Annotated in this window: 20 protein-coding genes; 12 read left to right on the plus strand and 8 right to left on the minus strand. The window is 70.1% G+C overall.

Annotated features, from left to right (window positions below; translation table 11 throughout):
* Positions 1-45: 45 nt before the first annotated feature.
* The 3 genes from ACQP0U_RS19775 (at position 46) to ACQP0U_RS19785 (ending at position 3,528) form a co-directional block, all read left to right on the plus strand.
* Entirely contained in the window at positions 46-1,869 is a 1,824-nt protein-coding gene (locus tag ACQP0U_RS19775) for a bifunctional metallophosphatase/5'-nucleotidase (protein ID WP_433309133.1), read from the plus strand.
* Between the two features lie 121 nt (positions 1,870-1,990).
* Complete coding sequence (locus tag ACQP0U_RS19780; RefSeq protein WP_433309135.1) at positions 1,991-3,010, plus strand: hypothetical protein; 1,020 nt, start codon at positions 1,991-1,993, stop codon at positions 3,008-3,010.
* Positions 3,007-3,528, plus strand: a complete 522-nt coding sequence (locus ACQP0U_RS19785; RefSeq protein WP_433309137.1) for a hypothetical protein — start codon at positions 3,007-3,009, stop codon at positions 3,526-3,528. The genes ACQP0U_RS19780 and ACQP0U_RS19785 overlap by 4 nt, the downstream gene beginning before the upstream one ends.
* A gap of 42 nt (positions 3,529-3,570) precedes the next feature.
* Here the strand turns inward: ACQP0U_RS19785 and ACQP0U_RS19790 are convergent, their stop codons facing one another.
* The 4 genes from ACQP0U_RS19790 to ACQP0U_RS19805 all read right to left on the minus strand — a co-directional run bounded on the left by ACQP0U_RS19790 (position 3,571) and on the right by ACQP0U_RS19805 (position 7,503).
* The gene (locus tag ACQP0U_RS19790) at positions 3,571-4,923 is read right to left on the minus strand and encodes a glycoside hydrolase family 6 protein (RefSeq protein ID WP_433309139.1); all 1,353 of its coding nucleotides are present in this window, start codon (positions 4,921-4,923) and stop codon (positions 3,571-3,573) included.
* Positions 4,924-5,076: 153 nt separating this feature from the next.
* Positions 5,077-6,030, minus strand: a complete 954-nt coding sequence (locus tag ACQP0U_RS19795) for a cyclase family protein (protein ID WP_433309141.1) — start codon at positions 6,028-6,030, stop codon at positions 5,077-5,079.
* Between the two features lie 111 nt (positions 6,031-6,141).
* Entirely contained in the window at positions 6,142-7,026 is an 885-nt protein-coding gene (locus tag ACQP0U_RS19800) for a DUF1963 domain-containing protein (protein WP_433309142.1), read from the minus strand.
* Between the two features lie 57 nt (positions 7,027-7,083).
* Positions 7,084-7,503, minus strand: coding sequence for a VOC family protein (locus ACQP0U_RS19805; protein ID WP_433309143.1), 420 nt, complete (start codon positions 7,501-7,503; stop codon positions 7,084-7,086).
* 135 nt (positions 7,504-7,638) lie between these two features.
* Here ACQP0U_RS19805 and ACQP0U_RS19810 point away from each other — a divergent pair, with 135 nt between their 5' ends.
* Complete coding sequence (locus ACQP0U_RS19810) at positions 7,639-7,794, plus strand: hypothetical protein (protein WP_433309145.1); 156 nt, start codon at positions 7,639-7,641, stop codon at positions 7,792-7,794.
* A 13-nt stretch (positions 7,795-7,807) separates the two neighbouring features.
* Here the strand turns inward: ACQP0U_RS19810 and ACQP0U_RS19815 are convergent, their stop codons facing one another.
* A complete protein-coding gene (locus ACQP0U_RS19815) occupies positions 7,808-8,242 on the minus strand; it encodes a glutaredoxin domain-containing protein (RefSeq protein ID WP_433309147.1) in 435 nt (144 codons plus the stop codon).
* 266 nt (positions 8,243-8,508) lie between these two features.
* Here ACQP0U_RS19815 and ACQP0U_RS19820 point away from each other — a divergent pair, with 266 nt between their 5' ends.
* The 3 genes from ACQP0U_RS19820 to ACQP0U_RS19830 all read left to right on the plus strand — a co-directional run bounded on the left by ACQP0U_RS19820 (position 8,509) and on the right by ACQP0U_RS19830 (position 12,378).
* Positions 8,509-10,023: a family 43 glycosylhydrolase gene (locus ACQP0U_RS19820; RefSeq protein WP_433309149.1), complete on the plus strand. Its 1,515-nt coding sequence runs from the start codon at positions 8,509-8,511 to the stop codon at positions 10,021-10,023.
* Positions 10,024-10,103: 80 nt separating this feature from the next.
* Complete coding sequence (locus tag ACQP0U_RS19825; protein ID WP_433309151.1) at positions 10,104-11,732, plus strand: RICIN domain-containing protein; 1,629 nt, start codon at positions 10,104-10,106, stop codon at positions 11,730-11,732.
* Positions 11,733-11,853: 121 nt separating this feature from the next.
* Complete coding sequence (locus ACQP0U_RS19830) at positions 11,854-12,378, plus strand: hypothetical protein (protein WP_433309153.1); 525 nt, start codon at positions 11,854-11,856, stop codon at positions 12,376-12,378.
* Between the two features lie 51 nt (positions 12,379-12,429).
* On the opposite strand, the gene ACQP0U_RS19835 is transcribed toward ACQP0U_RS19830, so the two are convergent.
* Positions 12,430-13,695 (minus strand): prolyl oligopeptidase family serine peptidase, encoded by a 1,266-nt coding sequence (locus ACQP0U_RS19835; protein WP_433309154.1) that lies wholly within the window; start codon positions 13,693-13,695, stop codon positions 12,430-12,432.
* A 148-nt stretch (positions 13,696-13,843) separates the two neighbouring features.
* Positions 13,844-14,443, minus strand: coding sequence for a hypothetical protein (locus ACQP0U_RS19840; RefSeq protein ID WP_433309156.1), 600 nt, complete (start codon positions 14,441-14,443; stop codon positions 13,844-13,846).
* Positions 14,444-14,629: 186 nt separating this feature from the next.
* Here ACQP0U_RS19840 and ACQP0U_RS19845 point away from each other — a divergent pair, with 186 nt between their 5' ends.
* From ACQP0U_RS19845 to ACQP0U_RS19860, 4 genes are all read left to right on the plus strand, one after another.
* The gene (locus tag ACQP0U_RS19845) at positions 14,630-16,873 is read left to right on the plus strand and encodes an ATP-binding protein (RefSeq protein WP_433309158.1); all 2,244 of its coding nucleotides are present in this window, start codon (positions 14,630-14,632) and stop codon (positions 16,871-16,873) included.
* Between the two features lie 75 nt (positions 16,874-16,948).
* Positions 16,949-18,088, plus strand: coding sequence for a sensor histidine kinase (locus ACQP0U_RS19850; protein ID WP_433309160.1), 1,140 nt, complete (start codon positions 16,949-16,951; stop codon positions 18,086-18,088).
* A complete protein-coding gene (locus tag ACQP0U_RS19855) occupies positions 18,085-18,747 on the plus strand; it encodes a response regulator (protein WP_433309162.1) in 663 nt (220 codons plus the stop codon). Before ACQP0U_RS19850 ends, ACQP0U_RS19855 begins: the two co-directional genes overlap by 4 nt.
* A gap of 98 nt (positions 18,748-18,845) precedes the next feature.
* On the plus strand, positions 18,846-19,484 hold the full coding sequence (locus tag ACQP0U_RS19860; RefSeq protein WP_433309164.1) for a DUF2306 domain-containing protein: 639 nt from the start codon (positions 18,846-18,848) through the stop codon (positions 19,482-19,484).
* Positions 19,485-19,624: 140 nt separating this feature from the next.
* On the opposite strand, the gene ACQP0U_RS19865 is transcribed toward ACQP0U_RS19860, so the two are convergent.
* Positions 19,625-19,957, minus strand: a complete 333-nt coding sequence (locus ACQP0U_RS19865) for a TraR/DksA family transcriptional regulator (protein WP_433309166.1) — start codon at positions 19,955-19,957, stop codon at positions 19,625-19,627.
* Positions 19,958-20,578: 621 nt separating this feature from the next.
* Here ACQP0U_RS19865 and ACQP0U_RS19870 point away from each other — a divergent pair.
* On the plus strand, positions 20,579-22,588 hold the full coding sequence (locus tag ACQP0U_RS19870; RefSeq protein WP_433309168.1) for an amylo-alpha-1,6-glucosidase: 2,010 nt from the start codon (positions 20,579-20,581) through the stop codon (positions 22,586-22,588).
* The last annotated feature ends 29 nt before the right edge of the window (positions 22,589-22,617 follow it).

A 22,617-nucleotide genomic window follows, 5' to 3' on the forward strand; every position in this document is an offset into this window, starting at 1 on the left:
GCTGTCCGGGCGAACCAACCCTCAGCATCCTTGGAGGCCCGACACATGCGCGACAGCGCTCGATTGCTCCGGCGTGGCCGGTCCGCCCTGGTCGCCGCGGTGGCCACCGGCCTACTGCTGGCCGGTGGGGCAGCCACGACGGCCGCCTCGGCCTCGCCGGCCGAGGCCCGTCCGGGTACGCCGGTCCCGGTACAACTGTTGTCCATCACGGACCTGCACGGCTACTTCGGCGACTACACCACGACCGTGCCCGGCGCCCGAGCCGGTGAGCCGGCCCGCCAGGTCGGCGGCGGCGCCTACCTGACGACGCATCTCAAGCAGCGTCAGGCCGGCCAGCGGAACTCGATCCTCTTCTCGGCCGGGGACGACTTCAGCGGCTGGCCGAACGAGACCGGGTGGTTCTGGAACGAGCCGACGATCGAGTACCTGAACTCGATCGGTCTGGACTTCTCCACGGTCGGCAACCACGAGATGGATCGGGGCTACGAGTTCCTCCGGCACATGGACGATGGCACCTGCCGGTGGCGGCCCGACAACGACATCTGCTTCACCGACTCCACCGGCCAGCGGTTCCACGGCGCGGACTACGACTACTACTCCGGCAGCCTGGTGGACGACCGCAGCGGCAAGCCGAAGCTGCCGCCGTACCACGTCGAGTACGTCAGCGACGGGCACGGCGGTCGGCTGCCGATCGGCTTCGTGCACGCCACCACCAAGCTGATGTCCGAGGAGCAGATGTCCTACACCCCGAAGGGGTTCGACTTCCTCGACGAGGCGGACACGGTCAACAAGTACGCGGCAGTGCTGCGCCGGCAGGGCGTCCGGGCCATCGTGGCGGTCATCCACGAGGGCTTCTCCCAGCAGTCCGGGGCCGGGTACGACGAGTGTGTCAACCCGTCCGGCCCGATGGTCGACGCCAACTCCCGGATCAGCCCGGACGTCGACGCGATCGTGACCGGGCACTGGCACGCCCTGGTGAACTGCATGCTTCCCGACCCGGCCGGCAACCCGCGTCCGCTGGTGGAGGCGGCCAACCACGGCCGGTTGTTCAACGAGATCAACCTCCAGCTCGACAGGCGTACCGGCGAGGTGCTGCGGGACCGGACGACCTCGGTCAACCACGCCAACACCCAGGACGTGACCCCGGACCCGGAGACTCTGCGGATCGCCACCTACTGGCGAGCCGAGCTGGCGAAGCGGTCGAACCTGCCGGTCGCGCGGGTGACCGCCGACCTGACCCGGGCACCGGGCGACAGTGCCGAGTCGAGCATGTACAACGTCACCGCCGATGCGTTCCTCTGGGCCGCGAACCGGGACGGCAATGCCGACCTGGCGGTCGCGATGCCCGGCATCCTGCGCCGGGACGTCCGGTACGCCGCGGACCCGGCCAACCCGGCCGACGCCCCGGGTCGGGTGCTCTTCTCCGAGCTTGCGCTGGGCACCGTCTACGACAGCGGTATCGGGGTGGGGCTGGTCCGCGGCGACGTCACCGGCGCGCAGCTCGACCAACTGCTGGAGAGTCAGTGGCAGCAGGCCTCGGACGGCACGGTGACGTACCGGCAGATGGCGGTGTCGGACAACGTCCGGTACCGCTACGACCCGTCCAGGCCGGTCGGCGACCGGGTCGACCCCGGCAGCGTACGGATCGGCGGGAAACCGTTGCGGCTCACGTCGACGTACCGGATCGCGACCCTGGCGAACAACTTCTTCGCCAAGAACGCGACGCCCGGCTTCACGGCGCTGTTCGACGCGCGCAAGCAGGACCGCAGCCTGTACAACGGCGGTGACGCGCTCTGGCGCTACCTGGAGAAGGCGTCGCCGGTCCGCCCGCCCGCGCTGAACCGGGCGACCCCGGCACCGTCCCGCTGAGCCGAGCCGGTCGGGTGCGGGCGGCCGGTCAGGCACCGCCCGCACCCGGTCCCCCGACGGAGGGAGCACTTCCCCTTCCGTCGGGGAGGATGACTCGTCCGCAGCCGGCGATCGTTGGTCCATGGCTGTCGTTGAAGTACCGACCCGTGCCAGACCGTGGGCGCTGGCGTGTGCCGTGTTCGTCGTCGCTGCTGTGGCTCAGCGGCTCTACTGGATCGCGGGTGGCCGGTGGGGGTACACCGCCTGCGATCGCACCGATCTGGTCGATCCGGCCGGCGGGTGCGGCGCGGACCAGGTCGTGGCGCTGCCGTTCTGGTCCGGGTGGGGAGCGGTGGGAGTAGGCGTCGCCCTCGCGATGGTGCTCGGGTGCACGGTCCGGTTCAACGGCAGCTGGGCGAGATCCGGTAGCTGGGCCGCTGCCGCGCTGCTCCTGGTGGTCGCGTTCCCGCTGCACCTGGTCTTCGAGATCCCGGCGGCGCTGGCGGGGCGGCCCTCGGACTGGCGTGACCTCGGAGCCCGGCTCGCGCTGGTCGCCGGTGGCGTCCTGTTCGCCGGGCTCGCGAACGCATCCGGGCCCCAGAGTGGACCGGCGGCCGTCGGCTACCGGCCGGTCCCGCGGTGGACGCGCCGCTGGGCGTACGTCGCCGTCGCGCTGCCCCTGGTCGGCTGGGCCGTCCCCCACGGGCTGTGGGTGCTCGGTGTTCCGGTCGGCATCTCCGAGCGGGAACTGAACGACATCCAGCGGAGCCTCTCCACGGCTACGGGGGTGGCGATCACGCTCGTCCCGCCGCTCGCCGGCCTGCTCGTTCTCGGGCTGGTGCAGCGGTGGGGGCAGCAGTTCCCGCGCTGGGTGCCGGGACTACACGGTCGCCAGGTCCCCCGACGGCTGGCGGTGATCCCGGCCGGCGTGGTGGCGCTCACGCTCGTCACCTACGGCGTGCTGAGCATCGCGGTGCTCGTCGGCGAACTGCTCACTGGTGACACGCGCTGGTCCGAGGTGTGGGACGGATGGGCCGTCACCGCCACGCTGCTGGTGTTCCTCGGCTGGGGAGTGTCGTTGGCCGTCACCACCACCGGCTACGCCCTCGCCACCTCGGCCGGAACCTCCATGACCCGCCTCCCAGGATCGGAGCACTCATGAGCCGCACTGACTCTGCCCGCGTCGGGACCGCCGCTCCGGCACCCTGGGCGGTCTGGGCCGCCTACGCCGTCCCGCTCTGCGTCCTGCCGTCCGCGCTGTGGCGACTGACCTTGGTGTTCACCGACAATGCCGTCACACGGTGGTACATGATCTTCTTGTCCATCGTGTCGATGGGACTGGCGCTGTTGACACTCGGGCTGGTGCACAGGTGGGGGCAGCGAGTTCCGCACTGGGTGCCCCGCATCGGGGGCCGTCCCGTCCCGGCGCGTCCCGTCGTGCACGTCGCGCTGATCGGTGGCTGGTCGCTCGTCGCCATCTGCGCGTACTTCCTCCTGAACCAGAGGTTCCACCTGGTGCAGAGCGGTTGGGTGGGGATCGGCGGCGACGAACCGGCGCATCCGCCTCCCGGCTGGGAGGTGTTCCGTTACTACGCCCCGATTCTCGCGTGGGGCCCGCTCGTCATCGCCGTGGCCGCCGACTACCGCCGGCGCGCGGCCACGGTCCGCCCCACCGCATAGCGCCGCCCCCACACGATGGTTTGCTCGGTCGTCGTCTCGCGGTCACAGCGGCGGCCAGGCGTTGGCCAGCAACTGACGGAAGTGCGCCGGGAACCACTCTCCGAGCGGCGGAGCGCCCGGTGTCGCGCCGGTGTCGTACGCGGAACCGCGAGGCGGCAGGTAGTACGGGTCGCACATCGGCTCGTACGGCTGGCCGGCGTTCGGGCTGCCACTGATGCCGTCGGACTCGCCGGGCGGCTTGACCCAGACGTATGCGTCGATGCCTGGTTCCGGCTCGGCGACTGGACGGGGGCCGAGGCCGGCGCCCCGCTGGTTGCACCAGTTGCCGATCGTCGCCCGCCGGTCGATCCGGCTGCCGTCGACGTACCGGTTCAGGTCGCCCGAGGTTGCCGGGCCGGCGGGTCGGTTCGGGCCGCCCCAGCCGTTGCGTGAGGTATCGATGACCACACCGGCGTCCGGGGAGAAGCCCGCCTCGGTCAAGAGTCCCCGCAGGTGTCGGGCGTAGGGCACCTCGTCGATGAACGGGTTCCAGTCGACCCACCGGGACTGGAACACCGGCTGGCCGTTGATGACATCGTCGGCGCGGAAGTACTCCTCGTGCAGGACGGAGTAGTTGGCGGTGTTGGCCACGAAGCCGTGGACGTCGTCCACCGTGCTTCCGGCGGTGGTCGCGGTCTGCGACAGCAGCGCCGTCAGGGGACCGGAGTCCTCCGGCCAGCCGACTTCGGCGTGGTGACTGATGTCCAGGTACGAGTAGACGTTGGACAGGGTTCCGAGCCGGGCCAGGGCGTACCCGATCCCGTGCTGGTAGGTGCCGCGTGCCAGCGCCTCGTCGCAGGCCGGGGTGGCGGCGTACCGGTTGCCGGTGTTGACGACAAGGTCGGGCAGCGAGTTCGGCTCGACGAAGGCGACGATCCGCAGGTCGGCGTAGTCCGGCGCGGCCAGGATCTCGACGATCGGGTCGATGAACTCGGTCCGGTACCGATCGATGTCCTCGATGGACAGCTCGCCCTGCGGTGCCCGTCGGCCGCAGTCTCGGGCCGGCAGGTTGTACAGGGTCACCTGGACGAGGTCGGCGTTCTGCGCCACGGCGGCGTCCAGGTGCTCGCGCAGACCCATCTTTTCGCCGTCGCCCTCGATCCTGGCGATGCGGTCCAGCCAGACCGCTGTCGGCTGGCCGGCGACCGCGTCGCCGCCGGGCTCCGCGGCGGCGCGATCGACCCACTCGGGATTGACGTAGACCTGGGCTCCGACGTAGGGGTTGGCGAGCCGGTGCGGCGGATCGGCGGCGTTGGCCGGGCCGGCGGCGAGGACCCCCGCGACGAGGACGGACACGGTGGCGGCGAGGATCGGGCGGACCCGGGCGGGTACGCGTCCCCGACGTGGCATGGTCATGGTGGTGGCCCCCTCGGAACCTGACCCGGCACCAGGCTGCGGCTACCGGCCCGGCTCGGTTGCTCCGACCGCATCGCACCACGGCCGGCAATCCTGCCGGGAATCCACATCCTTCAATCTGTCATGCCATTATGCCGCACCGACGTCGGACGATCAGAAGGTGGCGATCGGGTTCACCGGGCTGCCGGACGTGCCGGCGAAGCGGACCGGCGCGACCGCCAGGTGAAAGTCCCACTGGCCCAGCTCGGTGGCGGTCGTCGCGCACGCCTCCAGGTCGCAGTTGTCGAGCATCCACAGACCCATCGCGACAAGGCTCACGGCGTGGACCGGCATCAACACGTCGTCGTACCCGGACGGCTGGACGTCCTGGGGAGTGTCAGCGCCGATCAGCGCGACCCCCCGTTCATGCAGCCACGGCAGGCAGGACGCATGCCAGCCGGCCTGTGTGAAACCGCTGGCCGCACCGTTCTCGTGCCGGAAGCGGCCATAGCCGGTCCGCAGGAGCACCGCGTCGCCGGGTCGCACCTGCACACCCTGGCGACGCTCGGCCTCCTCGAGATCGTCGGGGACCACACCCTCCCCCGGCTCCAACCACGGCACATCGCGGGCCCCCGCGACGTCCAGCAGGACCCCACGCGTGACGATCCCGCTCGCGGCCGCCGTGACCGCCGCCCACGCCGAGCCCGTATCGGCGTCGACGAGCGAGTGCGACCGGCCGTTGTACATCGTGCCGTCCCAGAAGATGTGGCACGGCGAGTCAAGGTGGGTGAGGGTGTTGCCGTGGAACGAGATGCCGAGCCGCTCAGACGAGAAGCCCCAGCGCCGGTCGGCGTGGAAGGCGGGCGGCATGTTCTCGGCACCCGGCATGTCGGCGGTGCACGGGCACGCAGTTGTCGACCGCTCCATGTCCCCCGGTGCGGCAACCTCCCAGGCGCAGGACACGCTCCGGCCGTGACGCACCGCTCGCGCCGCCGCCAGCCGGACGTCGTCGGTGATGTGGTTCAGCGTCCCGCGTTCGTCGTCGTCGCCCCACCGCCCCCAGTTGGACAGCGTGTCGAAGTACCCGAGCACGTCGTCCTGGGTCGGCATCGGTCGTCCTGCCGTCATGTCAGCATCGACTCCTCTGGTCACGCAGTATCGAGGCACCGCAGGTCAGGGTATCCCGCCCCTTGATCGACTGACGACCGCAGGCAGCGCGGATGCGCTGCCTGCGGCGCTCTACTCACTGAACTCGGTCACCGAGAGCGCCTGGTCCAGCCGACCGGCGGCCAGGTCGTCGTGGCGAATCACGAAACTGCCGTAGTAGAACTCGTCGGCAAGGGAGTAGCGGGCGAGCGACACCCACTCGCTCGTCAGCCGGTGCTGCTCCCGCTCCACCTGGGAATACCACTGCGCCACCGGGATGACGATCTCGCCGGCCTTCTCGCGGCCGGCAAGGGTCTGCTCCGCGATACTCCTGATCACCTCGTCGTCGGCATATCCGCCGATGTCGGCGCTGGCGAGCCCTTCAAAGGATGGCCAGAGGTCGTCGGCCAACGCGCGGAGCTCGTCCAGGTGCGGCAGGTCACGCTCCAGGTCGCGGGCCAACTGCTGCTGGAAGGGTGACAGGTCGTCCTCGTCTTCGTCCTCGTCGTCACGCGTCACGATCCACGGGGGCAGCTCCGCGGCGAGCGTGGCGAAGACGTCGTACTGCTCGCCGACGACCTCGGGGTTGGTGGGTTCCGCCGCGACCTCGGTAGCGGTGCCGGCCGGTACGTACACGACTCGGGCGTACCTCCGTTCCCCGCTCCCACCGGCCAGGTGGTCCTCCTCGTGGTTCAGGAAGAAGAGCAGCGAGCCGTCCGCCGGCAGGCCGAAGCCGTCGACTCCCGGTAGCGCCGCACAGTCGACGGAGAAGACGAACGGCAACGGACCGGCTCCGGCGCTCGGCCAGTCCACGCCCACCGGCAGTCGGGGCAACCCACCGAACTGCCCGACCGGGGCACCACCGGAACCCCCGCTCAACCGGATCGACAAGCGCAGGTGCTCGGTGAACCTGCTGATCTCGTCGTCCGGGATGCCCAACTTGAGCGCGGCGCGGGCAAACTGTCCCTGATGATCCATGGACCAGCATGATGCCAGGAAGGCGGCATCACCGCCGTCGCTCGGCCGGCCCGACGATCAGAGGCCCTGGCCCACCTCGACCAGATACCCGTCCGGGTCGCGCAGGTAGCAGCGAATCTCCGTTCCGTGGTCCTTCGGCTCGGTGAGGAAGTCCGCGCCCCGGGACTTCCACTCCTCGTAGAGTTTTCGAATGTCCCGGACCCGGATGTTCATCGCGCAGCTCAGGGTGTTGGAGTCCGCGGGCGCCGTGGCCTGCACCGTCGGCTTGTCGTCCGTCGGACCACCCTCGACGTTGATGATGATGTAACTGTTGAAGAACTTCATGATCAGCGAGCTGCTCTCGTGGACGCAGGTCGCCCCGAACACCCGCTCGTAGTACTCCCGCGACCGCGCCAGATCGCGAACGATCAGCAGTGTCGCGAGGAACATGCCGTCCTCGGGCTCGAAGTAGTCGGGTGCCGGGTTGGCCAACGCCATGACCGTCCTCCTGTCGTCAGCCGTGTAGCGCGGCAAGTCGGGCCGCGTCGGTATCCCCCGGGAGGATTGGCGAAAACGCGACCGCGGCGGGTGACATCCCCGACCCACCCTGCAGGCGCCGACCCTCCAGCCTGATTGGGCAGGCCGCCAACCCGGCAGGGGGAGGAGACATCGCTCTGGCGAGGGAGGCTGCGCGCCGACCTGCTGATCGTGGACGGCGATCCGACGAGCGACATCACGGTGCTGCGCCGCCCGCTCGCCGTGTACCGCGCCGGCGACCCGGTGAGGTAGGGGTGTCGCCGGGTCAGCTCGAGCGGAGCCGCTCGCGGAACCAGGCCCGGTCGGGGTTCACGACAGCCTCCTCGCCGAGCACGACCGTTGGCACTGTCTCGTTGCCGCCGGCTACCGCGCGGACGGCGGCAGCGGCGGCCGGGTCGCGCCAGATGTCCACCCAGTGCGCCCGCCTGGCCAGCCGGCCGAGGGAGAACCGGAGCTGTAGGCAGTACCGACAGCCGGGACGCCAGTACACGATCGGCCGGCCGTCCGACGCGCTGGCCCGCCGCGCTTCGGCGGCGCTCACCGAGCGGGGGAAGGCCCACGGCGACAGCAGCAGCGCCAACGCCAGGAAGACCAACAACTCGACGCCGCCGTTGGCGGGCAGACCGGCACGCAGTTGCGCCACCGCCACCAGCACGCCGCACACCGTCACCAGGATCGCCAGAATCCACCGTCGCAGCACGCCGAGGACACTACCTCCAGGTACGCGAATGGCCGCTGCTGCCGTGCAGACCAGGTGGGCGACCATCACGCCTTGACAGGTATCGATGTTAACGCCAACATTAACCCGGCCACCTGGATGCAACGCCACCGTCACATTCCCGGCTCTTCGCGCCCGTCCCCCGGTCCTGCCCGACGTCGCCGCGTCGCGTCGACCGGGTCGGCTACGGCATCGCGGCGGTGTTACAGGTGCTGGTCAATGGCCGTTCCCAACCTCGCGGAGGACAGATGCCGCTGCCATTCGCTTCTACCGAACCGATCACCCGCCGAGCCGTCCGCCGGGGGCCTGCCGGCCGTGGTGGCCCGCGGCGTCTGCGATCGGTGCTGGCCGCGGTGTTGGTGCTGCTCGCAGTGTCGGCCGGCCTTCCCGGGGCCGGGCCGGCGCACGCCGCACCGGCCGTCAACTACACCAACCCGTTGGCGAACCAGCGGGCCGACCCGCACATCTTCCGGCACACCGACGGCTACTACTACCTGACCGCGACGGTGCCGCAGTACGACCGGATCGTGCTGCGACGGGCGACCACCCTGCAGGGGTTGGCAACAGCGGCGGAGACGACGATCTGGAGCCGCCACACCAGCGGAGAGATGGGCGCCCACATCTGGGCACCAGAGATTCACTTCATCAACAACCGGTGGTACGTCTACTTCGCCGCAGGCCGGACCGACGACGTCTGGCGGATCCGGATGTACGTACTGGAGAACGCCAACGCCAACCCGCTGACCGGTTCGTGGACCGAACGCGGCCGGATCACGACACCCTGGGACACCTTCAGCCTGGACGCCTCGACCTTCGTCGCCAACGGGGTGCGCTATCTGACCTGGGCGCAGCAGGAGCCGAGCACGCCCAACAACTCCAACGTCTACCTCGCCCGCATGGGTGCCAATCCATGGCAGATCACCGGCACCGTGACCCGGCTCGTCGTGCCGACGTACGACTGGGAGACACGTGGTTACCGGGTCGCCGAGGGGCCGGCGGTCATCCAACGCAACGGCCGGATCTTCCTGACCTACTCGGCAAGCGCCACGGACGCCAACTACTGCCTCGGGATGCTGAGCGCCTCCGCCACCGCGAACCTGCTCGACGCCGCCTCCTGGAGCAAGAGCCCCAACCCGGTGTTCGCCAGCAACGCGGCCACCAGCCAGTACGGCCCCGGCCACAACTCGTTCACCGTCTCGGAGGACGGGCAGAGCGACATCCTCGTCTACCACGACCGGAACTACCGCGACATCACCGGCGATCCGCTCAACGACCCGAACCGACGCACCAGGCTGCAGAAGGTGTACTGGAACGCCGACGGCACCCCGAACTTCGGCATCCCGGTGCCCGACGGGGCCACACCGGTTCGGCTGCGGTCACATGACCAGGCCAGCAGCTACATCCGGCACTACGACTACCGGGCGCGGATCGAGCCGAACGTGACGAACCTGGCCGACTCCCAGTTCCGCATCGTCAGCGGCCTCGCCGGTGGCGGATCGGTGTCGCTGGAGTCGACAAACTTCCCCGGGTACTACCTGCGCCACCGGGGCTACGCCCTGTACGTCGAGAAGAACGACGGCTCGGCCCTCTTCAGCGGCGATGCGAGCTTCCGTCGCCAGTCCGGCCTCGCCGACAGCGCCGGGATCTCCCTGGAGTCGCAGAACTTCCCGGGCCGACACATACGCCACCGCGACGGGCTGCTCTACGTGGAGGCGGTCAGTTCGAACGCCGACCGCGCCTCGGCCACCTTCCACCTGGAATAGCCGCCCGCAGGTCGAGGCGTCGCGGTCCTCGACACCCGTTCAGGCTCGCCCGGAGCCAGCCGATCCAGCCAGGAGGAGCGATGCCCTTCACCATCGAGACAAGACCGTCCAGCGGCCGGCGGACGGGCCTGGTGCTCGCCATGATCGCCGTCCTGGTCGGTGCGGTCGGCGCCGTTCTGGTCGGCGCACCGCCGGCAGCGGCGGCGACCATCGACACCAACGCCTCCTACGTCCTGGTCAACCGGCACAGCGGCAAGGTCCTCGACGTCCGGGACACCTCCACGGCGGACGGCGCCGTGATCCAGCAGTGGTCGCGTAACGATGGCGCGTGGCAACAGTTCCAGTTCGTCTCCTCCGGCAGTGGCTACTACCGACTCAAGGCACGGCACAGCGGCAAGGTCGTGGACCTCTGGGAGTGGAACACCGCCGACGGCGCTGACTTCCGCCAGTGGTCCGATCTCAACGGCGCCAACCAGCAGTTCCAGGTCCTCGACTCCGACAGCGGCTACGTCCGGCTGATCAACCGCCACTCGGCGAAGGCACTTGAGGTCTGGGAGCGGTCCACCGCCGACGGCGGCCGGATCAGTCAGTACGCCGATGTCAACGGCGCGAACCAGCAGTGGCAGTTGGTCCCGACAGGCGGCGGGAGTACCGGCTGTGGCAGCGGTTCGAGCAACGCCGAGGCGGTACTGAGCGGGAGCACCTGGACGGCCCGTAACGGCTCGTCGACTGTCTACTCGGGTTCGGACATGCTGTCGGCGATGCAGGCGGCGGTCAACTCGCTCTCGGCAGGTCGTACGGCGAAGCAGCGGGTGGTGGTTCGCGGTTCCGGCTCGATGAGCGCGGGCTCCCGCTTGTCGCTGCCGTCGTACACGACACTGGCGGTGTGCGGCACGATCAACGTGACCGGGTCGGGCTCGGGCGACCAGGCACCTGTGTACTCGCGGGGAACCACCGACGTCGAGGTGCAGAACCTCACGCTGACCGGTTCGCCGCTGTACGGGATCTTCATGCGCAACGTGAACAACCTGACCCTCGGTCAGATCGACATGCGCCTCTCGGCCGGTCTGGGCGTACGGATCGACAACCACGGTGGAGATCGCGCGGTCAAGGTGCGCAACATCCGCATCGACAACGTGTACGTGTCGGGCACCGGCACACACGGGGTGGAGACGTACGGCGTGGACGGTCTGACCATCGGCACGGTCACGGCCCGGAACACCCGGGATTCCGGCCTGCTGCTCAACGACACCATCAACGCCACGGTCGGCACTGTCGACGCGCAGAACGCCGGGGCCGGGACCGGGTACGCGGCGTTCCGGATGGCCAACCGCAACGGCCGGGTGGGCAGCTCCTATCCGACGAACATCCGGGTCGGAACCGTGATCGCGTCCGGCGGTGGTCGGGGGATCTTCTGCGTGTCCGAGTCCGGTGGCGCGGTCATCGACCGGGTGACGATCTCGAACACGGGGAACAACTCGATCCTGGTGGAGAACTGCTACAACGTCGTGATCGCCGGGGTGTCCGGGACGGTGACGGGCGGTGGCGAGGTGAGGATCGCGGCACGGAGCGAGTTCCCGATCTCCTCCGGCATCCGGTTCCAGAATCTGACCGTCAGCGGCACCAACATCACCCAGAGCCCCTGCGGTGGGGCGAACAACACGATCAGCAACGTCACGCGGGTCAATTCGACGCTGACGTGGTGTTGACCCGCTGAGGAGCGGCCGCCCGAATCCGGGCGGCCGCTCCCGGCCGGCATCGTGGCTGCCGCGGCGGGCCGGACCGGTCGCGGGGTTTCGCCGGTTGGCGCTTCCGGGTAGCCGATGGTCCATGAATCGCAATCTCGTCAAGGCTCTGCAGGTTGCGTGGGAGCTGCCGGAGTTCCGCACCGGGGTGCGACACGTCGTCGATCTCGAGGAGATCGCGGGGCTGCTGGCCACGCTGTCCGTCCCGGGCCATCACCACGAGGTGGAGCGCAGCCTGCTGAGTCTGCTGCGGTCCGGCCTGGACGAGGTCGAGATTCGCGAAGCGGTGCTGTTGCTGCTGGAGCAGGACGAGGTCCGTCGGCCGCTCGTCGCTGCGGCGGTGGAGCCGCTCGCGGACCGGCCGGGTCAGGCTGCCGCCATCGCGTCGGCGGCCGAGGACCCGGCGGTGCGCCGTGAGGTGCGGGCGGTGCTGGCCAGCGCCAGGGTGCGCGAGCTGATCTGGCAGGCGGTCGAGAACCAGATGAGCGACAACCGGTTCGGCCTGATCCGGCGGGCGGCGGTGCTGTTCGTGTGGCACCCGCGGGTCCGACGCCTCGCGTGGGCGGTGCGCCGACACGGCGTGTTGCGCGAGCTACGCCGCAAGCAGTGATTCCCGGCGGCCGTTGCGGTGTGGCTCGCTCGGGTGACCGTGGACGGCGGATCACCGACGGCGGCGGGCCATCCACTGCCAGATGTGCGTGCCGTTGACGCTCGGGTCGTTGCGGGCCACGTAGATCCAGGACCAGTGGCCGGGGAACTGGTAGCCGTTCCAGACGACATGGTCGTACAGGCTGATCAGCGACCCGGGGATGAGGTCGTGGGCGTGGATGGTGTTGGTCTCGGGCGGCACTGTGTCGTCGTCGAGCGAGGTGACCAGCCAGGTCGGGGTCCGGATCCCCGCCAGCTCCGCGTCGGTGATCAGCGGCGGGCCCTCCCCGCCGAGCGGCTCGACGACGCCGCAGATCGGCACCGACGCGGCGAACAGGTCGGGGTAGGTCGAGGTCATCTCCAGGGACATGTAGCCACCGTTGCTGCAACCGACCACGTAGATCCGATCCGGATCGACACGCTTGCGACGTACGAGGTCCTGAACGATCTCGCGGATCAGCGGGGCGAACCGGGGGCCGTCCTCCATCCAGTAGGAGGTGCTCTGCGGAGCGACCACGTACGCGCCGGAGAAGATCCGCTGAGCCTGCGCAGTGGCGAAGCCGAGCGCTCCGCGGTTGGCGCGCAGGGTGGTCTCATTGTCGTAGTAGTCGTCGGGCAGCGAGGCGCCCTCGCCGCCGCCGTGCAGCCAGACGATCAGCGGCCGGCGACCGCGCTGGGGCGAGTGGTCGGGAGAGTACAGCCGGTACTTCAGGCCCGAGCCCGAGACGTGGTAGCTGAAAGCGTCCACCTCGGGGTTCGACAGCCCGGCCTGCACGAAGCGCGTGATGGTGACCGGCGAGCCGTGACGCCTGACGATCGGGGTGTTCTGCGTGATGGTGTAGACGAGGTCCAGTCTGACGTTGCGGCCCCTGCTCAGGATGTAGCCGAGGGTGCCGCCGCCGGGTTGGCCTTCGGCGTGGCTCAGCTCCAGCACGATGTTCCCGTGCCGGTCGAGCCGGGCCGCGGTCACCGTGCGGTCCAGGTCGTACTCGCTGAAGATCTGGTCGCCGGGAGCGATCGGGATCGGGCTGGTGGCCTTGGCGTGCACGGTGAACGTGCCGGGGGTCAGGCCGGCCGGGTCGATCGACCCGAGCCGGCCGGTGTCGAGGGTGACCGAGGTGACCTGCTCACCGCCGTCGAGGGTTCTCGCGTCGAGGGTGAAGCTCACGCTGGTGCCGTGGTGACCACCGGCGTGGGCGGCGGCGCCGGGCAGGGCCAGGCCGATGGCGGCACCGGCCCCACCGGCCAGAACGGTGCGACGAGTGACAGGCGTCGACATGCGGGCCCCCGTACGTTTGGACGTAGACGTTCGTCGATGATGCCCCAACGTAACGCCGCGGAGATCGGCTGGCAACCGATGCCGCCACGGGTGATCAGGGCGCCCCAGGACACCCTGATCAATCATCGGAGGAAGACCGCCCGCACCGTCAGCTCAGCCGCTGGAACACCGAGAACGGGTAGACCCAGGCGGGGTTGAACATGAGACCCAGCCGGTGCAGGTACCGCTGACAGGTGCTCGGCTGCGCCGGGTCGGGGCAGAAGGTCACCCACAGCTCGGAGTAGCCGTCCTTCTCGGTCGGGCTGTAGCTGACGACCTGGTCGCGCACGACGAACTGCATCGAGGTCAGTCGAGGGTCCTGCACGTCGTTCGGGAAGGAGAGGGACGTGTCCAGGCCGTACAGCACGATCTCGTTGGAGAACAGGCAGACGCTCGCCTGGAAGTACAACTCGTAGATGGTGGTGTAGGTGGCTGTCTCGTAGACCTCCTCGGAGACCTCCTCGCGGTAGCAGGGGGTGCCCGGCGGGAACGCGGGCGGCGTGGGCACCGGGATCGCGTTGGTAGTGATGTCGCCGGTGGTGCGGGCCGACTTGCCCGACGACGTCGCGCGCAGGCCCCCGTCGGCGCAGGCCGCCTTCGTCTTGCAGATGGCCGAGTCGGGCGCCGCCGACGCGGCCGCCGCCGGGACGGTGAGCGTCGCCGCGAGCACGGTCAGGGCCAGGACCAGAGGCTTGAGATGTACGGACACATGACCTCCACTGGTTCGATCAGTGCGCTCTGCACGCGAGCAGGATCGCCGATCTGGCCGGGCCTCTGGCCGGGATTCCGTACACCGCCGTACACTGACGGACGTCGATTGTCGGCGGTGGGGGGCAGGACGCTGGATGCTGCGGGAGCGCAAACGTCCGACGACCTCGCCGGGTTGTTGAGGGCGTTGCGACGCAGGCACGCACGCCGGCAGGGTGACGCTGAGCTGACCTACCGGGAGTTGGCCACCCGCACGGGCTGGTCGCACACCGCGATCGCGGAATACCTCACCGGGAAGACTCTGCCGCCCACCGACCGGCTCGACGCGCTGGTCCGGCTCCTCGGTGCCACACCTGCCGAACAGGGCGCGCTGGCCACCGCCCGGGACAGGATCGAGGAGAGCCGCCGCCGCGCGCCGCGCGCACCCGATCGGATGATGCCCCGGCAGTTGCCCGCCGACGTGGCCAGTCTCGCCGGCCGTGACGACGAGTTGGCCCTCCTCGACAAGCTCGTCGCCGCGCCCACCGCCGTGGTGGTCGCCGCGATCTCGGGCACCGCCGGGGTGGGCAAGACCGCGTTGGCCGTGCACTGGGCGCATCGCGTCGCCGACCGGTTCGACGACGGTCAGCTCTACGTCAACCTGCGCGGCTTCGACCCGCGGGTGCAGGCGCTGAGCGCGGCGAAGGCGCTGCACGGCTTCCTGGACGCGCTCGGCGTGCCGGCCGCCCGGGTGCCCGCCGACCTCGACGCCCAGGCGGCCCTGTACCGCAGCGCGTTGGCCGGCAAGCGGATCCTCATCGTGCTGGACAACGCCCGCGACGCCGAACAGGTCCGTCCGTTGCTGCCCGGCACACCCACCGCGATGGTGCTGGTGACGAGCCGCAACCAGCTCACCTCTCTGGTCAGCCTCGACAGCGCGCACCCGATTCCGCTGGGCCTGCTCAGCCGCGACGCGGCCAGTCACCTGCTCACCAATCGGCTCGGTGCCGAACGGGTGGCCGCCGAGCCGGAGGCCGCCGAGTCGATCATCGCCGCCTGCGCCCGGCTACCGCTGGCGTTGAGCATCGCCGCGGCCAGAGCCCAGCAGTCCGGCTTTCCGTTGGCCATCCTCGCCAGCGAGCTGGGGACGGCCGGTCAGCGGTTCGGTGTCCTGGACGCGGGTGACGCGGTCGGCGAGGTACGCGCGGTGTTCTCCTGGTCGTACACAGCGCTCACCCCGCCGGCGGCCGGTCTGTTCCGGTTGCTGGGCCTGCATCCCGGCCCGGACATCACGGTGGCCGCAGCGGCGAGCCTGGCGGGTCTTCCTGACGGAGCCCGCCGGTCGTTGACCGAGCTGACCCGCGCGAACCTGCTCGCCGAGTACCGGCCCGGCCGGTTCACGGCGCACGACCTGCTGCGGGCGTACGCCGCCGAACTCAGCGACGGCACCGACCCCGAGCTGGACCGCCGGGCCGCCACAACCCGGCTTCTCGACCACTACACCCACAGCACCCACACCGCCGACGCACTGCTGCGCCCACACAGCGACCCGGTGGACCACCTCATGAGCCCGCCCGCGGCCGGTGTACGTCCCGAGTCGCCCACCACCCACGCGGAGGCGTTGGCCTGGTTGACCGCCGAGCACCCGGTCCTGCTCGCCGCGCTCCGCCAGGCCGTCGGTGCCGGGTTCGACGCGCACACCTGGCGGCTGGGGCGGGCCCTCGACACGTTCCTGGACCGGCAGGGGCACTGGCAGGACCGCGTCGAGACCTGCCGGGCGGCCCTGCTCGCCGCCGAGCGTCTCGGCGACCCGGTCGCGCAGGCGGTCGCGCACCGTTTCCTCGCCGGCGCCCACACCGTGGTGAACAGGTACGCCGACGCGATGGGCCACCTCGACATGGCCCTCGACCTGTACGTCCGCGCCGGAGACGTCGAGGGCGAGGCGCGTACGCACCAGAACCTCGCCTCACTGTGGGACCGGCAGGGCGAGCCGCGGAAGGCCCTCGAGCACTCGAAGCGGACCCTCGTCCTGGCCCAGGCCGCCGGCCATCGCAGGGCGCAGGCCGACGCGCTCAACGCGGTCGGCTGGTGCCACGCCCAGCTCGGTGAGCACCTCGGGGCGTTGGCGTACTGCGAGCAGGCTCTCGAACTCCTCCAGCAGCTCGACGACCGTGCCGGGGAGGCCGCCACCTGGGACAGCCTCGGCTTCGCACACCACCACCTCGGCCAGTACGGCCGGGCCGTGGAGTGCTACGAGCGGACGCTCGAACTGACCCGCGACCTCGGCGACCTCTGGGGCGAGGCGGACACCCTCAGCCGGCTCGGCGACACCCGTCACGCCCTCGGCGACCCCAGCTCCGGCCGGGCCGACTGGCAGCGGGCGCTTGACATCTTCACGGCCCTCAACCACCCGGACGCCGCCGCCGTCCGCGCCAAACTCCAGCTCCCGTGATCGACCAGCAATCAGGCCACCCGACTCGTACTTTGGGACGATCTGGAGTCGCACCACCGTTCGTACGATGAGCCCATGCACCCTCGCCTGCACGCCGTGTTGGCCGAGCCGCGTGTCTCCCCCGCTCCGTCCCGTGCGTGGCGTGACTGGGCGGTGATCGCCGTCCTGGCGTCGGCGATGGTGGTGGAGGGGATCCTCCGACCCGATCTGCCGTGGCGGGTGGGGTGCGTCGTCGTCGCGCTCGCGCTGCTGCCCACGCTCCGGTGGCGGCGTACGAAGCCGCTCGCGATGGTGGTGATCGCGTTCGGCTGCACGACTGTCGCCCCGTTCGTGCTGCCCGGCGATCCCTGCCAGCTGTTCACGGCGAGTTTCCTGGTTCTCCTGGTCCACGCGCTGTTCCGCTGGGGTTCCGGCCGGGATGCCGTGATCGGTTCGTTCTTCGTGGTGGCCAAGGTGACCGCCGCCGGCCTGGTCGGGTCGATCGACGGCGGCGAGTTGGTCGCCGGCTTCGCCGTGATGTTCGCCGCCGCCACGCTGGGTGCCGCGATCCGCTTCCGCGCGGCTGCCCGACTGCGCGAGCTCGATCAGGTGAAGCTGCTGGAGCGTGAGCGGCTCGCCCGCGACCTGCACGACACGGTGGCCCACCACGTGTCGGCGATGGCGATCCGCGCCCAGGCCGGCATCGCCGCGTCGGCGAGCCAGCCGGGTGCCGCCGTCGAGGCGCTGCGCACCATCGAGGCGGAGGCGTCCCGTGCGCTTGCCGAGATGCGCGCGATGGTCCGCGTCCTGCGCCGCGACCAGCCCGCCGACCTGGGGCCCAACCCGCAGGTCGCCGACATCGAGCGGCTCGCTGGCCGGTTCCGCACCGGGCCGACCGTCGACGTGGACCTGCGCGGCGACCTCGACGACCTTCCGCCCACCGTCGGTTCCGCGCTCTACCGCCTTGCTCAGGAATCGGTCACCAACGCTCGTCGCCACGCCCGCCACGCCACCCGCATCGAGGTCAGCGTCGCGGCCGACGACACGTCCGTGCGCCTGCGGGTCAGCGACGACGGCGAGGCCGCCGCCGCCCGCCCGACCGGCTCGCCCGGCTTCGGCCTGGTGGGCATGATGGAGCGTGCCGACCTGCTCGGCGGCACCTGCGAGGCCGGCCCCGATCAGGATCGTGGGTGGACCGTCACGGCAGTGCTCCCACGCGAGGGGGCCGGCGCGTGACGGTTCGCGTGCTGGTGGCGGACGACCAGGAGATTGTCCGCACCGGGCTCACCATCATCCTGAACACGCAGCCCGGCATCGAGGTCGTCGGTGGGGCCGGCGACGGTCGGCAGGCGGTCGGGCTCGCTCGGCGGCTCCGCCCCGACGTGTGTCTGTTCGACATCCGGATGCCGGGCATGGACGGCATCGAGGCCACCCGGGCGCTCGCCGGGCCAACGGTCCCGGAGCCACTCGCGGTTGTCGTCATCACGACCTTCGACCTCGACGAGTACGTGTACGCGGCACTGCGGGCCGGTGCCCGCGGCTTCCTGCTCAAGGAGGCCGGTCCCGACCTGCTCAGCCAGGCCGTGCACGCAGCCGCCAACGGGGACGCGCTGATCGCGCCGAGCGTCACCACGCGGCTGCTGAAGGCGTTCGCCGACGCGGATCCGGCCGCGCCGCGCAAGCAGCCCGTCGAGGCACTCACCGACCGGGAGGAGCAGGTCCTGGTCGCCGTGGCGCGGGGGCGCACCAACCAGGAGATCGGCGACGAGCTCCACATCACGTTGAGCACTGTCAAGTCGCACGTCACCAGCCTGATGACCAAGCTGGGTGTGCGTAACCGGGTCGAGGTCGCGATGTGGGCGTACGAGACCAACCGCAGCCGGAGGCACTGGTGACAGGCGGAAGTACGACGACGGCGTCCGACCATGGGCCGACCCGATCGCGGCCCATCTGCCGATGAGCCGAGGCGGGTGCGGCGTCCACCATCGGTGGCATGACGATGCGCGAGTGGCGGCTACCGGCCGCGTTGATCCTGCTGGGCCTGATACCGATGCTGGCCGGCGCGGGGCGGCTCACCGAGTTGGGCAGCGGACCGGAGGTGACCCCGGCGAACGCGCGCTTCGTCGCCGATCCGCTGCCGGTGGTGCTGCACATCGTCGGCGCGGTGGTCTACACGATCCTCGGCGCGTTCCAGTTCGTACCCCGGCTGCGCCGCCGATCCTGGCACCGCCGTGCCGGCCGGCTGCTCGTCCCGTGCGGGCTGGCTGTCGCGTTCACCGGTCTGTGGATGGCCGTCGCGTACGACCTGCCGGCCCATGACAACGACGTGCTCGCCGTCATGCGGCTCGTTTTCGGCTCGGCCATGGCCGGCTCGATCCTGCTCGGCCTCGCCGCCGTGCTTCGCCGGGACATCACCCAGCACCGCAGGTGGATGGTGCGCGGCTACGCGATCGGCCTCGGTGCCGGCACCCAGGCGTTCACCCACGCGCCGTACCTCCTCGCGGCCGGCGAGCAGCCCGACGGGAACCTCCGGGCCGGCCTGGTGGTGGCCGGTTGGTTGATCAACCTTGCGGTGGCCGAGTGGTACCTGCGGCGTCCGGCCCCGATCGTCAGCGCGGCGGCCCTGCGCTGAGCCGAGGTGGATCGGCGTCGGCCGACCGGCTCGGGCCGCCCCGACCCGTCTGGCCACCTCACCGAGCGTGAGCTGCGGATGTTCGCCGTCGAACGCCCGGATGGCTGCCGCGTCGGCGGCACGGCAGCCACACCGGGGCGTCACCTGTTCTGCTTCTCCTGGCACGGCACGCAGAAGCGCGCGTGCGGGAGAATCTCGAGCCGCTCGGCCGGGATGCTCTGGTGGCACTTCTGGCAGGCGCCGTAGGTGCCGTCGCTGATCCGGCTCAGCGCCCCGGTGATCTGCTCGATGTTCTGGCGGGTGGCCATCAGCAGCGCGGCCTGGTTGTGGGCCTCGCCGGGGTCGCCGGTGTCCGCGTTGAGCTCGGTCAGTTCCCGCAGCCGAGCCGTCTGGGTGGCGAAGTCGTCCGCCAGGGACACTCGCAGGTCAGCCAGCCAACTCTGGTCGAGAGTACGACGATGATCGACGCTCATGATCTGCCTTTCGAGGGGAAATGGACGTGGAAAACAAAAAGGGCCGAAGCTTGGATAGCTTCGCCCTGGCGGTCGTTCTGAAATGCAACGACTCCGGGGGTGGGCCTCGGCCGGTTCGGATCGGGCTCGACATTTTGTGCGTGGACGCGGTGTGCGGCGCGCGAACAACCGGCACCCGCATGTCGGCCATGAGGCGTGTCGCCGTCGGCACGCGGACAGCACCGCCCACCGCCACCTCGGTGGCGGCGGGCGAGCGGAAGGTCACCGGCGGCATGCCCCCAACCATAGAGGGGTGTTTGCCCTAAAGCCAACGTCTCCGATGGGAGCCCACTCCGGCCACAAACTGCCGTTTTTCGCCGCAACAGGGCCGTTGCCCGAACCCGGTGGGTGCCCTTCGATATCGCAGCGAGGTCATTCTTTCGAGTCCTAGACTGCGGTGCATGGCGGGGTCTTTACCCTGCCAACCGGGGGCGGGGGGAGAACGCCATGCAATCTCGGTCGACGCCGTCCGGGTCTCCGTCGACAACCCAACAACCCGACAAAGCTCACGGCGGCGCCAACCGCGACATGCCGCCGGAACTGGGCTCCGATGCGGTCGGCATATTTGAAGGCCGGACCTTCATGTTGTCCAATCCGGCCGGTGACGTACCGGTCGACTCCATCGCTGGTCTGGTGCACGACGACACCCGATACATCAGCCGTTGGGAGATGACGCTCGACGGGCTCGCTCCGCTCGTCCTCAGCGCGAACCCTGTCGATCCGTACTCGGCGGCCTTCTTTCTCGCGAACCCCGAGGTTGAGGGCCTGGCCGCGAACCGGGTCGGCGTGCGGCGGGAACGGTTCGTCGGCGACGGCATGTACGAGCGGATCACGGTGCAGTATTTCGGCGCCGAGCCGATCTCCGTGCGTCTGCGGTTGGATGTCGGCGCCGACTTCGCTGATCTCTTCGAAATCAAGGGGGCGGGGCGGAGCAGGCTGACCGACATCCGGCGGACGCACCGGTCGGACGGGTCCGCGCTGCGTTTCTCCTACCAGAACTCGCACTGGTCGGCGGTCACGACAGTCGAGGCCGAGCCCCGTGCCGACCGGGTCGAGGGCGACGCACTGGTCTGGGACGTGCACCTGGGGCGCGGCCAGAGCTGGGGTTGTGAGCTGCGGGTGCTGCTGAACTGTCAGGGGAAGGACTACCAGCCGGCCAGCCGCACCTTCGGTGAGGACCAGGACCACGGTGCCGACGACGCAGCCTCGCGGTGGAGGGCGAACAAGCCCCACCTGAGCGCCGAATCAGACCTGCTGCGCAGCGTGTACCACAAGTCGGCAAGCGATCTGGTGTCGATGCGGATCGCCAAGGAGATCCGAGGCGAGCAGGTGGTCCTGCTCGCCGCCGGCATGCCCTGGTTCCTGGCGATCTTCGGTCGGGACACCTTGATCACCGCCTACCAGAGCGTCAGCTGTGGACCCGACGTCGCCCGGGGCGCGCTGGTCACCCTCGCCGCGCACCAGGGCAGCGTCGTCGACAACTTCAGCGACGAGGAACCAGGGAAGATCCTTCACGAGTTCCGGTCCGGCGAGCTGACGCAGCTCGGCATCATGCCGTACGGCCCGTGCTTCGGCTCGGCCGACACCACCCAGCTGTGGCTCATCCTGCTCTCCGAGTACTGGCGGTGGACGGGCGACGACGCGTTGGTGCAGCGGTTGCGTCCGAACGCCGACGCGGCTCTGCGCTGGATCGACGACTACGGCGACCGCGACGGGGACGGCTACGTCGAGTACGCCACCCGCTCCCCCGAAGGCATGCGCAACCACTGCTGGCGCGACTCACCGGATGGCGTCCAGTTCGCCGACAGCACGCTCCCCTCCCTGCCGGTCGCCACCTGTGAGATCCAGGGCTACACCTACGACGCGAAGCTCCGCGCCGCGCAACTCGCCGACGGGCCCTGGGCCGACAGCGCGTTGGCGCGACGCCTGCGTACCGAAGCCGCCGAGCTGCGCGAGAGATTCAACCGCGACTACTGGCTGCCCGCGCGCGGCGGCTACTACGCGATCGGCCTCGACGCCGACAAGCGCCCCATCGACTCGATGACCTCGAACATGGGTCACCTGCTGTGGAGCGGCATCGTCCCGCCGGACCGCGCCGCCACTGTGGCCCGGCATCTGATGTCCGACCAGATGTTCTCCGGCTGGGGTGTCCGGACTCTGTCCACAGAGGACGTGGGGTACAACCCCATCGGCTACCACCTTGGGACCGTGTGGCCACACGACAACTCGATCATCGCGGCCGGCCTCGCCCGGTACGGCCACCGCGACGCGGCGAACCGCATCGCGATGGCGATGCTGGAGGCCGCCGCCCACTTCGAGTACCGCCTGCCCGAGGCTATCTCCGGGTACGACCGCTCCCTCGGCCGACGACCCGTGCCGTACCCCACCGCCTGCAATCCCCAGGCCTGGGCCAGCGGAGCGCCCCTGCTGTTCCTGCGGACGATGCTCGGAATCGATGTCGACAACGGGATCCTCACCACCGATCCACATGTCCCCGAGGCGCTGGGGAGGATCCGGCTGACCGGGGTCGCTGTCCACGGCGCACGCCAGACTGTCGAGGCCACCGCGTCACAACCCCACAGCTCGGACTGAGTCGCGGCGCTCATCGTTCGATCCGGCGG

It is taken from the genome of Micromonospora sp. CA-269861, from assembly GCF_050948505.1.
GTDB lineage: Bacteria > Actinomycetota > Actinomycetes > Mycobacteriales > Micromonosporaceae > Micromonospora.

Coding starts and splice junctions, on each gene's coding strand:
- ACQP0U_RS19865 (WP_433309166.1), bottom strand. CDS start 19,957: ATGAGCGTCGATCATCGTCGTACTCTCGACCAGAGTTGGCTGGCTGAC.
- ACQP0U_RS19835 (WP_433309154.1), bottom strand. CDS start 13,695: ATGTCGACGCCTGTCACTCGTCGCACCGTTCTGGCCGGTGGGGCCGGT.
- ACQP0U_RS19780 (WP_433309135.1), top strand. CDS start 1,991: ATGGCTGTCGTTGAAGTACCGACCCGTGCCAGACCGTGGGCGCTGGCG.
- ACQP0U_RS19870 (WP_433309168.1), top strand. CDS start 20,579: ATGTTGTCCAATCCGGCCGGTGACGTACCGGTCGACTCCATCGCTGGT.
- ACQP0U_RS19775 (WP_433309133.1), top strand. CDS start 46: ATGCGCGACAGCGCTCGATTGCTCCGGCGTGGCCGGTCCGCCCTGGTC.
- ACQP0U_RS19800 (WP_433309142.1), bottom strand. CDS start 7,026: ATGGATCATCAGGGACAGTTTGCCCGCGCCGCGCTCAAGTTGGGCATC.
- ACQP0U_RS19805 (WP_433309143.1), bottom strand. CDS start 7,503: ATGGCGTTGGCCAACCCGGCACCCGACTACTTCGAGCCCGAGGACGGC.
- ACQP0U_RS19785 (WP_433309137.1), top strand. CDS start 3,007: ATGAGCCGCACTGACTCTGCCCGCGTCGGGACCGCCGCTCCGGCACCC.
- ACQP0U_RS19820 (WP_433309149.1), top strand. CDS start 8,509: ATGCCGCTGCCATTCGCTTCTACCGAACCGATCACCCGCCGAGCCGTC.
- ACQP0U_RS19860 (WP_433309164.1), top strand. CDS start 18,846: ATGACGATGCGCGAGTGGCGGCTACCGGCCGCGTTGATCCTGCTGGGC.
- ACQP0U_RS19825 (WP_433309151.1), top strand. CDS start 10,104: ATGCCCTTCACCATCGAGACAAGACCGTCCAGCGGCCGGCGGACGGGC.
- ACQP0U_RS19790 (WP_433309139.1), bottom strand. CDS start 4,923: ATGACCATGCCACGTCGGGGACGCGTACCCGCCCGGGTCCGCCCGATC.
- ACQP0U_RS19795 (WP_433309141.1), bottom strand. CDS start 6,030: ATGACGGCAGGACGACCGATGCCGACCCAGGACGACGTGCTCGGGTAC.
- ACQP0U_RS19850 (WP_433309160.1), top strand. CDS start 16,949: ATGCACCCTCGCCTGCACGCCGTGTTGGCCGAGCCGCGTGTCTCCCCC.
- ACQP0U_RS19830 (WP_433309153.1), top strand. CDS start 11,854: ATGAATCGCAATCTCGTCAAGGCTCTGCAGGTTGCGTGGGAGCTGCCG.